Here is a 13,795-nt window from a genome sequence, read left to right on the forward strand (position 1 = left end):
TGCTCTCTGACACACCGCTTTCGCGAGCAGGCTCGCTCCTACAGGGGGATGTCCGTTACCGGCATTGCAGGAGGCCGCGCAGGGCGAGGACGGCAGGGATGCCTAATCCAAGCCAGCTCAGGGCATCCCAAACGCCATCGCCGAGCAACGCGGCAAATAACCCGCCCGCGCTGAACAAGGCGATAACAGTTGGGGTGGCGAACACCTTCCAGAAACTCGACTGGCGGGGCCTCATGCCACGCTCTCCGCTTTCTCCAGTACGGGTTTCACCGCCTTGCGCCGCACCACCCACAGGTAAACGCCACTGCCGAGCACAATGATCGTCAGCACATCCAGGGTGGCCCAGAGGATTTGCATCGGCATGCCGCCGTAGTCACCGAAATGCAAAGGCTGCGACATGCCCATGGCGTCCATGTACCAGGGACGCTCGGCCACGGCGGTGACTTTCAGGGTGCTGGCGTCGATCAGCACCGGTGTCAGCAAGTGCGAGGTCAGGTGCGTGCTGCCTTTCATGAACACAGCGTAATGGTGTTCGCTGGAGAACCGCGTGCCGGGAAAGGCAATGAAGTCCGGTTGCATGCCGGGTGCGACTTCCTTGGCGATATCGAGCAAACGTGTAGCCGGCGCCAGTTGCGACAGCGGGGGCGCATCGCGATACGGCGCAACCATCGCGCTCAGGCTGTCGTTGCGCCACGCGGCGATCAACAGGTCGGCGCAGGCACTGATCACGCCGGTTACGCCGACCACCAGGGCCCAGGTCAGGGTCACCACGCCGATCAGGTTGTGCAGGTCGAGCCAGCGCAGGCGGGTGGATTTGTCCTGGCGCACGGTGGCGAATTTCAGGCGACGCATGAACGGCAGGTACAGCACCGTGCCGGAAACGATCGCGACGACGAACAGCAAACCCATGAACGCCAGCAACAACTTGCCCGGCAGCCCGGCGAACATGTCTACATGCAAGCGCAGCATGACCATCATGAAGCCGCCATTGGCCGATGGCATCTCCAGCGCTTCGCCGGTGCGGGCGTCGAGCATGAAGGTGTGGGAAGAGTTCGGCTCGGTGCCCGCGGTGGCCGCCATGATCGCGATTGCGCCGTTGGGCTCATCATCGTCGAAACCGAAATACTGCATGACGTCACCGGGACGATGCTTTTCAGCCGCCTGCACAAGCTGCTGCAGATTCAGTTGCGGTGTGTCTGCCGGCATTTGCTTCAATTCGGCGGCATCGCCCAGCAAATGGTCGATCTCATGGTGAAAGATCAACGGCAGGCCGGTGAGTGCCAGCATCAGCAGGAACACCGTGCAGATCAGGCTGGTCCAGGTGTGGACAAAGGACCAGCGGCGAATTGTTTTACTTTTCATTTCGTAGCCTCCAGAAATACCCAGGCCGTCCTCGAAGGACGGCCTGGGTACCGGGCGTGTCAGATCAAGTCGTTACCACTTGTAGTCAAGGCTGGCCATGACGTTGCGACGGTCGCCGTAGTAGCAGTAGAAACCGTCACAGGTCGAGATGTATTCCTTGTCGAATACGTTGTTGGCGTTGACGCTGACACTGACGCCCTTGAGTGCATTGTCCAGGCGGCCCAGGTCGTAATGAACGGCCGCGTCATAGACGGTATAGGAATCGCTGTGGCCGTCTGACGGATCGCGTACAAAGGCCATGCTGCCGATGGCGATGTTGTCGGTTTCGCCGATATAGCGCACACCAAAGCCGATTCCAAAGCCATCCAGAACACCGGTATGCCAGGTGTAGTCAGCCCATGCCGCGCCCTGGTTTTCCGGGGTCAGTGGCAGCGGGCGATTTTTGTCCAGCGGATCGGTGACTTTGGTCATCTTGCTGTTGGCGTAGGTGTACGAAGCCGTCAGATTCAGGTTTTCGTTGACGTTGCCGGTTGCCTCCAGCTCGAAGCCTCGGACTTTCGCTTCACCCAGCGGGCGAGAAACGCCCAGGGTGTCGCTGAGTACGATGTCCTTGCGGGTCAGGTCATAGGCGGCAGCCGTGAACAGCATGTCGGTGCCCGGTGGTTGGTACTTGAGTCCGATTTCATATTGCTTGCCAATGCCAGGGCGGAATGCCTCGCCGTTGGCGCCACCTGCTTCTGCCTGGAAGGATTCGGCGTAGGAGATGTAGGGAGTGAAGCCGGAGTCGAACACATAGCTGATGGCCGCGTTGCCGCTGAAATTGGTGTCGTCGCGGGTGTCCTTGGCATTGTTCATGTTGTAGAACGTCGAATCCGTGTGCAGCCAGTCCTGACGACCACCCAGGGTCAGGCGCCAGTTGTCGAGGGCCATCTGGTCCTGGACATAGAGGCCTGTGTCATGGGTCTTCTGGTTGTAGTCATTGAACGCGGTGTATTGGACGTTACTGAAGTCCTGCCCGTAGATCGGGTGGGTGATGTTGCTGGTTGGCGCGTTGCCGAACAGCCATTTGTAGTTGGTGTTGACGCGTTGGTGATCCAGCCCCAGCAACAGTGTGTGCCTGATGGCGGCGGTGTCGAAATCGGCCTGGAAATTGTTATCCACGGCAAACTGGCTGAGGTCTTCGTCAACTACGTTGGCACCCCGGGACAGGGTGCCGTCGTCTTCGACCGAACCATAGAAACCGCCCGCGGTAATGCTCTGGAAGGACAGATCGCTCTTGGTATAGCGAAGGTTCTGACGGAACTGCCAAACGTCGTTCATCCGGTGCTCAAAGGCATATCCCAACGCGTAATAGGTCTTGTCGTAGAACTCCCATTCCGGATCACCGAGATTCTTGTGGAACTTCACTTCTCCAGCGGGCGAGGACAGTTTGGTGCCCTGTAGCGGAAGGAACTGGCTGGTGGTACCGGTATCGTCACGGTTGTACTGGCTGAGGAAAGTCAGCGTGGTATCGGGATCGATGTTCCAGGTCAGGCTGGGAGCGATGTTGTAACGCTTGTCGTCGATGTGCTCGATGGTGGTGTTGCTATCACGCACCACACCGCTGACGCGGTACAAAAAACGCCCTTCGTCATCGACCGGACCGGTACTGTCGAAACTGATCTGCTTACGCTCGTAGCTGCCAACTTGCAATTGCACTTCGTTGCTGGCCAACGCATCAGGGCGTCGGCTGACCATGTCGAGCAAGCCGCCAGGCGGTGTCTGGCCGTAAAGCGAGGAGGCAGGGCCACGCAGCAGTGCTACTCGCTCAAGGTCCCAGGTCTCTATTTTCGGCATGGTGTAAGTGCCCTTTGGCAGCGGCAATCCATCGAGGAACTGAGTGGGCTCAAATCCACGAACTTTCAGCCACTCGGCACGGCTATCGCTGCCGTAGCTGCTGGCAATGACCCCGGGCATGTAGCGTACAGCGTCATCGAGATTCTGTACGGCACGGTCTTGCATCTGCTCGCGGGTGGCAACAGAAATCGAGCGTGGTACTTCTGCCAGTGCCGTGTCGGTCTTGGTGCCGGCAGCGGTGCGCTTGGCCAGGTAGCCTTGCACCGGACCCCAGGCGTTTTCAGTCTCTGCTTCTACACCGATGACGCTGGTTGCCGGCAAAGCCATCACACCCTCAGGCACGGTCACCAGGGTGTAGGTGCCGCCGCTTTGCTCCAGTTGCAGCCCGGTGCCACGCAGGGCTTCGCGCAGGGCGCCGGCAGCGTCGAACTGGCCCTGGACCGGGGCCGAACTCTTGCCGGCGGCCAGCGACGGGTTCAACGACAACGCCAGGCCGGCCTGGCTGGCAATCTGGTTCAGGGTGCTGGCCAGTGGTGCGGCCGGCAGGTTGTAGGCACGAACGCTGGACGCCTGTTCAGCGGCGATCAATTGGCTGCTGGCCAAAGGCGTGCAAAGAGCAATGGCAAGCGCCAGCAAACCGGGGCGCAACAAGGCGTCTAACGAACGGGACATACAGCGGCTCCTGAAAGTGAATACTTCTCAATTGCCTAAGTACCGAACGAAAATCAAAAAGTGATAGGGCTGGATGGAAATAATTTCGATTCAGTAAACAAAGTTGGGTTTTGTGGCGGATCTGATGGCCTCACCGCGGGCAAGCCCGCTCCCACAGGTTCTGCACTGACCGGTAATTTTGTGACCGACACAAAACCTGTGGGAGCGTGGCTTGCCCGCGAAGGCGGCTTCACTGACACAGCACCTTTTAGGGCTTGGCCTCGGTCTTCGCCGCCACCGTCACCCACCATTGCGTACGATGCTCAATCTGCACCGGCAGCGTTGGCAACAGCGCGCTCAGGGCCAGGTCGGTGTTTTGCAACGGGAAGCTACCGGTGATCCGCAGGTCGGCCACTTCCGGTGCCACACCCAGTAGACCAGGGCGATAGCGACCGATTTCACGCACCAGATCTTCCAGTCGCGCGTTGTCCACTACCAGCATGCCGCGGGTCCAGGCATCGGCGCCGAGGTTGAGCGCGACAATCGGGCCCAGGCCGTCGCTGCGGATCAGCATTTGCTGGCCTTCGCGCAGGACCTGCTCTTCAGGACTCGATTGTGGATGGGCAGCCACCGCCGATTGCAACACGCTCAGGCGCGTACCTTGCTCTTCACGCTTGACCAGGAACCTTGTGCCCAAGGCACGCATGCGGCCTTCGCGGGTTTCAACGATGAACGGCCGTGCGTCGCCGTGGCCGGTCTCGATCAGTATTTCGCCTTCCTGGAGGATGACTCGCCGCTGCTTGTCATCGAAGCGCACGTCCACGGCACTGTGGGTGTTGAGGTTGATCAGGGTGCCGTCGTCCAGGCGAATCGTGCGTTGTTCGCCGGTGGCAGTGCGCTGGTCGGCCAGCCAATAATCGATCGGCAAATAGCGCTCACCGGCAAACAGTGCCAGCCCGAACACCGCAACGATGCTGGCCAGGCCGCTGCCGAGCTTGCGCACCCGGCGGCGAATGCCTTCGCGCGATTGCAGCAGGGCGGCGCGGGCGGGGCCGCTGGCGACGCTGAAACGCTGGTCTAGCATGCCCAATTGACGCCAGGCGCGGGCATGTTCTTCGTGGGCGGCGTGCCATTTGGCGAACTCTTCGCGTTCCACAGGGCTGCCGGAGTCCAGGGACAGTTGCCAGGCGATGGCAGCGTCGAGCACCTGTGCCGACACCGGCTTGGAACTGACCGGGTTCATGTCGGCTCCCCGTACAAGGCGATGTAGCACTGACGGATGCCTTGGGCCAGGTACTGGCGCACTCGCGGCACCGACACACCAAGGCGCTCGGCGATTTGCGCGTGGCCGAGGCCATCGAGTCGATTGTAGAGGAACGCCGCACGGGCCTTGCTCGACAGCTTGCCGAGCAGGCGATCGATGTTTTTCAGGTCTTCGAGGATCATTTGCTGTTCTTCCACCGACGGTTGTTCGGCTTCTGGAATCAGCATCAGTTCGGTGAGATAAGCCTGCTCCAGCGCGGCGCGGCGGAAGTAGTCGAACAGCAGGCCCTTGGCAATCGCCACCAGCAATGCCCGCGGCTCGCGCGGCTCTTTCAGTTCTTCGCGCCCGAGCAAGCGCACGAAAGTGTCCTGGCTCAAGTCCTCGGCCCGTTGCGGGCAGGTGACATTGCGACGTAGCCAAGCCAATAGCCAACCACGGTGGTCGCGATACAACGCACCGACGAGCTCACTTTGGGGGCTTGGAACTGACGACACGCAGCATCACCGATTGGGAAATGTTAACTAACGAGAATTGTTCGCGATTGTGTCAGAGGCGGGGGAGTGAAAGCAATCGGCGTTGGTCGGGCAGGAGATTGTCGTATGACCCTGTAGGAGCTGCCGCAGGCTGCGATCTTTTGATTTTGATTTCCAAGATCAAAAGATCGCAGCCTGCGGCAGCTCCTACACGGGACGGCGTGACCGTTAGAAAGAATGTGTTTGCTGCCGCCGCTTCCACTGGTTCAACCGCTGCTGCAGGTTCAGCGGGCTGTGGATCTGCTGCTGACGTGCACGGCTGAACAGGATCAGCGCCAGTTCGGCGGTTGCCAGGGCGTCGGCGCTGGCGTTATGCCGCTCGAAGACTTCCAGTTTGAACCAATCGATCCACTCGTCCAGGCCGGCCTCGCGGATATTGGCCTGCGGACACAGCAGCGGGGCGATGTCCGCCACATCCATAAAGGGATGTTGCAACTTGTAGCCCAGGTGCTCTTTCAATGCGCGTCCGAGCATGTGCTGGTCGAAAGGCGCATGAAAGGCCAGCACCGGGCTATCGCCGACAAACTCCATGAACTCGAGCAACGCCTCAGCCGGGTCACTGCCGGCGGCGATTGCACTGGGCCCCAAGCCGTGAATCAGCACACTGGGGCCGAGTTTGAGTTCGTCGCACTGCAAGGTGCGCTCGAACTGCCGGCTGAAATCGATCGCGCCATCCTCGATCACCACGGCGCCGATGGACAGTACCCGGTCCTTGTTCATATTCAGCCCGGTGGTTTCCAGGTCGAGCACTACCCAGCGCTGTTCGCGCAGGCTGCATTCACTTAATCCCTGGACCACAGGCAGGCGTTGAAGGCGTTGTTGCAGGTCCGCGGACAAGCTCGGGCCGGCGGGGCGCAACCATGAAAAAAGACTCATAGTTGGTAGCTCATAATTGGTATCGCAGGGACAGGCTGCTTTGCAGGCGTTGGGCCTGGCGCAGGGATTCGCGCAGGATGCGTCGATCCAGATGATTGAGGCTGTCGGGGTCGACCCGGTTGGAGTAGGGCAAATTCTCCCGGGTCTGTAGCTGATGTTGCTGCATGCGGGTTTGCTGGATGAAGTGATAGGCCTCTTCATACGCCGCACCGTCCAGTGGCTCGATGACCTCTTTGGCCACCAGTTGGCGAAAGCGCTCCAGGGTATTGTTCGCTTCGATGCCGTGGGCGAGGGCGAGTAACCGCGCCCCGTCGACAAAGGGGGTCAGGCCCTGGATCTTCAGGTCCAGCGTGGCTTTTTCGCCATTTTTACGCGCCAGCACGAACTCACGGAAACGTCCTACGGGCGGACGATTGCGCAACGCGTTTTCAGCCATCATGCGCTGGAACAGTCGGTTGTCGGCCACCTGGTCGAGAATCGCACGGCGCAGTTGTTCGCAGCCTAGCTCGCTGCCCCAGACCACGCGCAAATCGAAATAGATGCTCGACCCTAACAGGTTCTCCGGCGTGGCTTCGCGAATGAACGCGCTGAAGCGTCGGGCCCATTCGATCCGCGACAGGCACAGTTCTGGATTGCTGGCCATGATGTTGCCTTTGCACAGCGTGAAACCGCAAAGCGCCAGGCTTTGGTTGATCTGATGGGCAATGGGCAGCAATTTCCCACGAATCTCGGCGGCGTGGGCCGCGTCCCGCGCTTCGAACAGAATGCCGTTGTCTTGATCGGTGTGCAGTGTCTGTTCGCGGCGACCTTCGCTGCCGAAACACAGCCAACTGAACGGGATGCCCGGATCGCCTTTCTCAGCCAGGGTCAGCTCGATCACCCGGCACACGGTGTGGTCGTTGAGCAGGGTAATGATGTGGGTGATCTGGGTCGAAGACGCACCGTGGGCCAGCATGCGCTCCACCAGTTGACCAATTTCGCCACGCAGCAGCACCAGGTTTTCCACACGCTGGGCGCTGCGGATGGTGCGCGCCAGGTGAACCAGGTCGACCCGTTGCAGGGAAAACAGATCGCGTTCCGAAACCACACCGCACAGGCGCTGATCCTTGACCAGGCAGACGTGGGCGATATGCCGCTCTGTCATCGCAATCGCGGCATCGAAGGCACTATGGTCTGGAGACAGGTAAAACGGCGACGGGGTCATGTGCCGCTCGATCGCCTCGCTGAAATCGCCGATACCGTTGGCCACGACATGGCGCAAATCGCGCAGGGTGAAAATGCCCAGCGGCGCTTTATGTTCATTGACGATCACGATGCTGCCGACCTGCTGCTCGTGCATTTGGGTCACGGCTTCACGCAAGGGTGTGGTTGGGGCGCATGTCACCGGATGGCGCATGGCCAATTCGCCCAGGCGGGTATTAAGCGAGTATTGGGTGCCGAGGGTTTCCACGGCTTTTTGCTGGACCTGCTGGTTGACCTGGTCCAACAGGCTGCTCACCCCGCGTAGGGCAAAGTCGCGGAAGGTGCCGGAAATGGCGAACAGCTTGATGAATGCAAGTTTGTTCAGCTGTAGGCAAAAAGTGTCTTCGGCAGCCAGGTGTTCGGTGCGTGTCGCACGCTCCCCCAGCAGCGCAGCGAGTGGAAAGCACTCGCCCGTGGTGATTTCGAAGGTGGTTTCGGTCCCGCCCTTGGCCGAGTGCGGGCGTTCACCGACAACACGACCCTGTTTGACGATGTAAAAATGCTCAACCGGGCCGTCGGCGGGTTTGATGATGCTCTCGCCGGGGGCATAAAAACGCAGCTGACATTGCTCGACCAGATACGCCAGGTGGGCGTGTTCCATCTGGTTGAAGGGCGGGAAGCGCTGAAGGAATTGCAAAGTGCCCTGAATGTTTTGCAACACCGCGGTTTTCCCTGCCTGGGTGAAGGCGTCCGCTTTACTCATAACCATTACCGCAGTCTTTTTTTGAATTGTTGTTGTCGGATGACTCACCCATGGTCGACCCCTACGGTCGGGGTGCCCATTGGACGTAAGTCTAGGTAGGCTGGAAAAGTGATGCATTGTCGGAAAGAACCTACCTAAATGTGAGAAAAACCTCACCTTTCCCCATTGGAAAATTATCCGACGGAGTGCACATTGATGGTGTGCTTAGCGATGTCTTACCACTGTGCTAGGGAATTGAATTGAACATGTAGAGAATGCCATGTCCGACCACGATATTTTGAGTGATGCCGAGCGCCAGGCACTCAGTGACGTCATGCTGGAACCCGACCTGCCGCCGCAGCGGGTGCTGATCGTTGACGACGACAAGGATGCCCGGGAGCTGTTGTCGGAGATTCTGGCACTGGACGGCATTCGTTGCATGACGGCAGCCAGTGGCGAGACCGCACTCAAGATGCTGGTGTCAGAAGCGGAGATCAAGAAACCTTCAATTGGCCTGCTGATTACCGATTTGCGCATGGGCAATGTGGATGGTCTGGAACTGGTTCGGCAGATTCGTGAAACCGTACGAGCCGCGCTGCCGATTATCATCGTTTCCGGCGATGCCGACGTCAAAGACGCCATTGCCGCGATGCATTTGAGCGTGGTCGACTTTTTGCTCAAACCGATTGATACCGGAAAGTTGTTAGCACTGGTCAAACATGAGTTGGGGATTGAGTAACCAAAGATTTGTAAGTGATAGTTGCCTGAAAGCCAACGCGCAGAGGTATTCGAGTTAAGTCTGCGTCTATTCGATGTAATGAAGTTTTTCTGCCGTGGTTGAGAAATATCCATTCATAAATGTCTGTCAGCTGCGGCTGTAGTTTCAGATATCGTCGTGATGATTGAAGTGCGGGTGGCTGTTTATAGTTAGCCTTTGTTTTAATCAAATTCGAAAATATTAATTTATTATTCCACGCTGAAGTTTACGCCCGTGCTTGTGACCTCCTTGAGGAGGACTATTGAACGAACGTTTGTTTCCATGCGCCTGAAAAACTATGGCTTGATCGGGAAAGGCGATTTTCCTGGTTTGCATGCGTGTGAATGATAATCAGGACACAACATGATAAAAATGGATTTGCGCGACCTGCTCCTGATTCTTGTTGTAACGGTTATGTGGGGAAGTAACTATTCGGTCATTGATATCAGTCTCGACGGTATAGACCCGTATATGCTGACGGCCTTGCGTTTAACTTTCTGCGCCTTTCCGTTGGTGTTCTTCGTTCCCAAGCCGAAAAACATCAGTTCCTCAACTATCGCTTTATATGGTTTTTTGTTCGGAGTCGGGATGTGTTGGCTGATGAACTATGGCATGTTTCTCGGGGTCAGTGCCGGTGTGACTTCTCTGCTCCTGCAATTCAGTGCCTTTTTTACAGTCATCTGGGGGGTGATGTTGTTCGGCGAAAAAATGTCGGGGATCCAGGTGGCAGGAATTCTCCTGGCATTGGTGGGGCTTATGTTCATCATCAATGTGACCGAGACGCAAGGCCAGAGCCATGGTCTGTTTCTGATACTGCTGGCAGCTTTGTGCTGGAGTCTTTGCAATGTCGTGATCAAGAAAAGCAAGGTAATCGACATTTTTTCCTTCGTTGTCTGGTCGAGTCTGTATGCAATTGCGCCGTTGTACTTGATGACCTACTGGGCCAGGGGGGCTGCGCCTTTCCAGGCGTTATTGACGGACTTCAAGGCTCCGGTGCTGCTGTCCATTCTGTTCCAGGCCTATGTGGCGACGATTTTCGGTTATTGGGCATGGAACCGCTTGATCAGGAAATATCCGGCGAGCCAGGTTGCCCCATTGTCGATCATCATTCCGATATCCGGCATCGTGACTTCCTGGTATGTGCTCGACGAACCCATTGGGGGCGAGAAACTGTTCGCCCTTGTGCTTACGGTCCTGGGTATTGCCTTGTTCATGTGTGCACCGAAAATCGCTAACTGCATCGCTGAAAGCGCCTTGCGCCACAGGAAATGACCGGTCAGAAACTACAATCCCCCGGTCGTGAGGTCGGGGGATTGTTGTCTGGCAGACTATTTTTTACAGCGCGTTCCTGGCCTTGAACTCGCGACGACGACGGTGCAGGACCGGCTCGGTGTAGCCGTTGGGCTGCTTGGTACCTTCCACCACCAGCTCGACTGCCGCCTGGAAGGCGATGTTGCTGTCGAAGTTCGGTGCCAGCGGACGGTACAGCGCATCACCGGCATTCTGACGGTCCACCACCGGCGCCATGCGCTTAAGGCTGGCCATCACCTGCTCTTCGGTAACGATGCCATGACGCAGCCAGTTGGCGATGTGCTGGCTGGAAATACGCAGCGTCGCACGGTCTTCCATCAGGCCGACGTCATTGATGTCCGGCACCTTCGAGCAACCAACGCCCTGGTCGATCCAGCGCACCACATAACCCAGAATGCCTTGGCTGTTGTTGTCCAGTTCGTTCTGGATCTGTTCTGCGGTCCACTGTGGGTTCACTGCCAGCGGGATGGTCAGGATATCGTCCACCGACGCAGGAGCACGCTTGGCCAGTTCGGCCTGACGGGCGAACACGTCAACCTTGTGGTAGTGCAGCGCGTGCAGCGCGGCAGCGGTCGGCGAAGGCACCCATGCGGTGTTGGCACCCGCCAGTGGGTGAGCGATTTTCTGTTCCAGCATCGCCGCCATCAGGTCGGGCATTGCCCACATGCCTTTACCGATCTGCGCACGGCCTTGCAGGCCGGTGCTCAAGCCGATATCAACGTTGGAGTTCTCGTAGGCGCCAATCCATTTTTCGGCCTTCATGTCGGCCTTGCGCACCATCGGGCCGGCTTCCATGGAGGTGTGGATTTCATCGCCCGTGCGATCGAGGAAGCCGGTGTTGATGAACACCACGCGCTCGCTGGCAGCCTTGATACAGGCCTTGAGGTTGACCGTGGTACGGCGCTCCTCGTCCATGATCCCGACCTTCAGGGTGTTGCGAGGCAGGCCCAGCACGTCTTCGATGCGCCCGAACAGCTCGTTGGTGAACGCAGCTTCTTCAGGACCGTGCATCTTTGGCTTCACGATGTAGACGGAACCGGTGCGGGTATTTTTGCGCGAGGTATTGCCGTTCAGGTTGTGCATCGCCGCCAGAACAGTCACCAGACCGTCGAGGATGCCTTCCGGTACTTCGTTGCCATCTTTATCGAGGATCGCATCGATGGTCATCAGGTGACCGACGTTACGCACGAACAACAACGAACGACCATGCAGGCTCAATTCGCTGCCGTCGACGGCGGTGTAGGTGCGGTCGGCGTTCATGGTGCGGGTAAACGTCTTGCCGCCCTTGGCGACTTCTTCCGCCAGGTCGCCCTTCATCAGGCCGAGCCAGTTGCGGTAGATCACTACTTTGTCATCGGCGTCGACGGCGGCGACGGAGTCTTCGCAGTCCATGATGGTGGTCAGTGCGGCTTCCATCAGGATGTCTTTGACACCGGCAGCGTCGGTCTGGCCGACCGGGGTGCTGGCATCGACCTGGATTTCGAAATGCAGGCCATTGTTTTTCAGCAGGATCGCGGTGGGTGCCGCCGTATCGCCCTGGAAACCGATCAGTTGGGCGTCGTTGCGCAGGCCGCTGTTGCTACCGCCTTTAAGGGCGACGACCAGTTTGCCGTCAACGATTTTGTAGTGTGTCGAATCGACGTGGGAGCCGGCCGCCAATGGCGCCGCTTCGTCGAGGAAGGCCCGGGCGAAGGCGATGACCTTGTCGCCGCGAACCTTGTTGTAGCCTTTGCCTTTTTCCGCGCCGTCAGCCTCGCTGATGGCGTCGGTGCCGTAGAGCGCGTCGTACAGCGAACCCCAGCGGGCGTTCGAAGCGTTAAGCGCGAAGCGGGCATTCATCACCGGCACCACAAGCTGTGGGCCGGCCATGTGGGCGATTTCTTCATCGACGTTTTGCGTCGTTGCCTGGAAATCGGCCGCTTCTGGCAGCAGATAACCGATGTCTTGCAAGAAGGCTTTATAAGCCACGGCGTCGTGTGGTTGACCGGCACGGGATTGGTGCCAGCCGTCGATACGAGCCTGGAAATCATCGCGTTTGGCGAGTAGGGCTTTGTTCTTCGGCGCCAGGTCATGGATGACCTTGTCGGCACCGGCCCAGAATTGGTCGGCGGTGAGGCCGGTTCCGGGAATGGCTTCGTTGTTCACGAAGTCGAACAGGACTTTGGCGACCTGCAGGCCACCGACTTGAACGTGTTCAGTCATTGCTTGCCTCACTCTGCTCAGCTATTTCGCTTTTCAGCTCTTCAATTTAACAATGAAGCCTCTGGCCATTTAAACCACAAACCCTGCGACCAGTACATGCCATTTCTGACGGCTGGGTGGGGACCAATCAACGGCTTTAGGGCCTTGCTGACAGGGCTTTCAGGGATGCGTCTGCGCCTGTGGCGGACATCGATCCAACGTTATGTAGTGCGCGCAGCGGCATACTACATGATGAGTTGCGGTTGTGAAAATTAGACTAATTACGTCGTTCTGCGACCCCATGACGCATTGCAGTCACGTCGGGGATGAGGATGTTCTCAAAAAAGCATGAGATTGTTCCAGTTAAATATAAAAAGTTGTACACGATTTATGTTGCGCAGGTTCTTGGGCGGGACTCATTCGCGAGCAGGCTCGCTCCCACAAAGCCCTGCGCCGACCTTGTGGGAGCGAGCCTGCTCGCGAAGAGGTAGGACCTGCCAGCGCCGAATCAACCCTTGCCTATACTTCTCTTTCAATAACAAAAGAGGGCTGCGCCATGGACCACCTCGTACTCACTGTTTTTGCACCGGACAAGCCTGGGCAGGTCGAGCGCATAGCCCAATGCATCGCCGAGCATGGTGGCAACTGGCTGGAAAGCCGCATGTCGCGCATGGCCGGGCAATTCGCCGGGATTCTTCGGGTGGGGGTCCCGGCGGAAGCCTACGACTCACTGGTCGACGCCCTGCAAGGATTATCGTCCCACGGCATTCGCGTCTTGATCGCCGAAAGCGGTATCGAACAGTCGTGCACCTGGAAGCCGATTGCCATGGAGCTGGTGGGCAATGACCGGCCGGGGATCGTGCGCGACATCACGCGCTTGCTCAGTGAGCAGGGGGTAAACCTGGAACGGCTGGTGACGGAGGTGCGTCCGGCCCCCATGAGCAGCGAGCCGCTGTTCCACGCCGAAGCGATACTGGCGGTGCCCCTGACGCTGTCTCTGGACGTGCTGCAATCGCGCCTGGAAACCCTGGCGGACGACCTGATGGTGGAATTGGTGCTGCGCAGTGAACCTTGATCAGGTTATCCAGTTTAAACGTGCA

11 protein-coding genes are annotated in these 13,795 nt (G+C 58.3%); 3 read left to right on the forward strand and 8 right to left on the reverse strand.

Translation table 11 applies throughout. The features are described from left to right. Window positions 1–55: 55 nt before the first annotated feature. From PSUM_RS19325 to PSUM_RS19355, 7 genes are all read right to left on the reverse strand, one after another. Window positions 56–235, reverse strand: coding sequence for a hypothetical protein (locus PSUM_RS19325; RefSeq protein ID WP_020796051.1), 180 nt, complete (start codon window positions 233–235; stop codon window positions 56–58). Beyond that, window positions 232–1,362 (reverse strand): PepSY-associated TM helix domain-containing protein, encoded by a 1,131-nt coding sequence (locus PSUM_RS19330; protein ID WP_020796050.1) that lies wholly within the window; start codon window positions 1,360–1,362, stop codon window positions 232–234. Before PSUM_RS19330 ends, PSUM_RS19325 begins: the two co-directional genes overlap by 4 nt. Before the next feature lie 72 nt (window positions 1,363–1,434). Beyond that, window positions 1,435–3,870: a TonB-dependent siderophore receptor gene (locus tag PSUM_RS19335; protein WP_083349835.1), complete on the reverse strand. Its 2,436-nt coding sequence runs from the start codon at window positions 3,868–3,870 to the stop codon at window positions 1,435–1,437. A gap of 247 nt (window positions 3,871–4,117) precedes the next feature. Further along, entirely contained in the window at window positions 4,118–5,092 is a 975-nt protein-coding gene (locus tag PSUM_RS19340; protein ID WP_083349834.1) for a FecR domain-containing protein, read from the reverse strand. Then, window positions 5,089–5,607, reverse strand: a complete 519-nt coding sequence (locus PSUM_RS19345; RefSeq protein ID WP_033045381.1) for an RNA polymerase sigma factor — start codon at window positions 5,605–5,607, stop codon at window positions 5,089–5,091. Before PSUM_RS19345 ends, PSUM_RS19340 begins: the two co-directional genes overlap by 4 nt. Before the next feature lie 207 nt (window positions 5,608–5,814). Then, window positions 5,815–6,522, reverse strand: a complete 708-nt coding sequence (locus PSUM_RS19350; RefSeq protein WP_033042590.1) for a 3'-5' exonuclease — start codon at window positions 6,520–6,522, stop codon at window positions 5,815–5,817. Between the two features lie 10 nt (window positions 6,523–6,532). Then, a complete protein-coding gene (locus PSUM_RS19355; protein ID WP_305366734.1) occupies window positions 6,533–8,467 on the reverse strand; it encodes a putative nucleotidyltransferase substrate binding domain-containing protein in 1,935 nt (644 codons plus the stop codon). A 259-nt stretch (window positions 8,468–8,726) separates the two neighbouring features. Here PSUM_RS19355 and PSUM_RS19360 point away from each other — a divergent pair, with 259 nt between their 5' ends. Both PSUM_RS19360 and PSUM_RS19365 read left to right on the forward strand, forming a co-directional pair. Beyond that, window positions 8,727–9,185 (forward strand): response regulator, encoded by a 459-nt coding sequence (locus tag PSUM_RS19360; RefSeq protein ID WP_033038636.1) that lies wholly within the window; start codon window positions 8,727–8,729, stop codon window positions 9,183–9,185. Between the two features lie 381 nt (window positions 9,186–9,566). Then, window positions 9,567–10,475, forward strand: a complete 909-nt coding sequence (locus tag PSUM_RS19365) for an EamA family transporter (protein WP_083349833.1) — start codon at window positions 9,567–9,569, stop codon at window positions 10,473–10,475. 63 nt (window positions 10,476–10,538) lie between these two features. Here PSUM_RS19365 and PSUM_RS19370 read toward each other — a convergent pair whose 3' ends face one another. After that, complete coding sequence (locus PSUM_RS19370) at window positions 10,539–12,716, reverse strand: malate synthase G (protein ID WP_033041524.1); 2,178 nt, start codon at window positions 12,714–12,716, stop codon at window positions 10,539–10,541. Between the two features lie 535 nt (window positions 12,717–13,251). Here PSUM_RS19370 and PSUM_RS19375 point away from each other — a divergent pair. Then, entirely contained in the window at window positions 13,252–13,770 is a 519-nt protein-coding gene (locus tag PSUM_RS19375) for a glycine cleavage system transcriptional repressor (RefSeq protein ID WP_020796041.1), read from the forward strand. Window positions 13,771–13,795 lie beyond the last annotated feature (25 nt).

This window comes from Pseudomonas umsongensis, assembly GCF_002236105.1.
GTDB lineage: Bacteria > Pseudomonadota > Gammaproteobacteria > Pseudomonadales > Pseudomonadaceae > Aquipseudomonas > Aquipseudomonas umsongensis.

Excerpts from the sequence above, each read along its gene's own strand:
- PSUM_RS19325 (WP_020796051.1), bottom strand. The coding sequence starts at position 235 with ATGAGGCCCCGCCAGTCGAGTTTCTGGAAGGTGTTCGCCACCCCAACT.
- PSUM_RS19365 (WP_083349833.1), top strand. The coding sequence starts at position 9,567 with ATGATAAAAATGGATTTGCGCGACCTGCTCCTGATTCTTGTTGTAACG.
- PSUM_RS19360 (WP_033038636.1), top strand. The coding sequence starts at position 8,727 with ATGTCCGACCACGATATTTTGAGTGATGCCGAGCGCCAGGCACTCAGT.
- PSUM_RS19375 (WP_020796041.1), top strand. The coding sequence starts at position 13,252 with ATGGACCACCTCGTACTCACTGTTTTTGCACCGGACAAGCCTGGGCAG.
- PSUM_RS19335 (WP_083349835.1), bottom strand. The coding sequence starts at position 3,870 with ATGTCCCGTTCGTTAGACGCCTTGTTGCGCCCCGGTTTGCTGGCGCTT.
- PSUM_RS19340 (WP_083349834.1), bottom strand. The coding sequence starts at position 5,092 with ATGAACCCGGTCAGTTCCAAGCCGGTGTCGGCACAGGTGCTCGACGCT.
- PSUM_RS19350 (WP_033042590.1), bottom strand. The coding sequence starts at position 6,522 with ATGAGTCTTTTTTCATGGTTGCGCCCCGCCGGCCCGAGCTTGTCCGCG.
- PSUM_RS19330 (WP_020796050.1), bottom strand. The coding sequence starts at position 1,362 with ATGAAAAGTAAAACAATTCGCCGCTGGTCCTTTGTCCACACCTGGACC.
- PSUM_RS19355 (WP_305366734.1), bottom strand. The coding sequence starts at position 8,467 with ATGAGTAAAGCGGACGCCTTCACCCAGGCAGGGAAAACCGCGGTGTTG.
- PSUM_RS19370 (WP_033041524.1), bottom strand. The coding sequence starts at position 12,716 with ATGACTGAACACGTTCAAGTCGGTGGCCTGCAGGTCGCCAAAGTCCTG.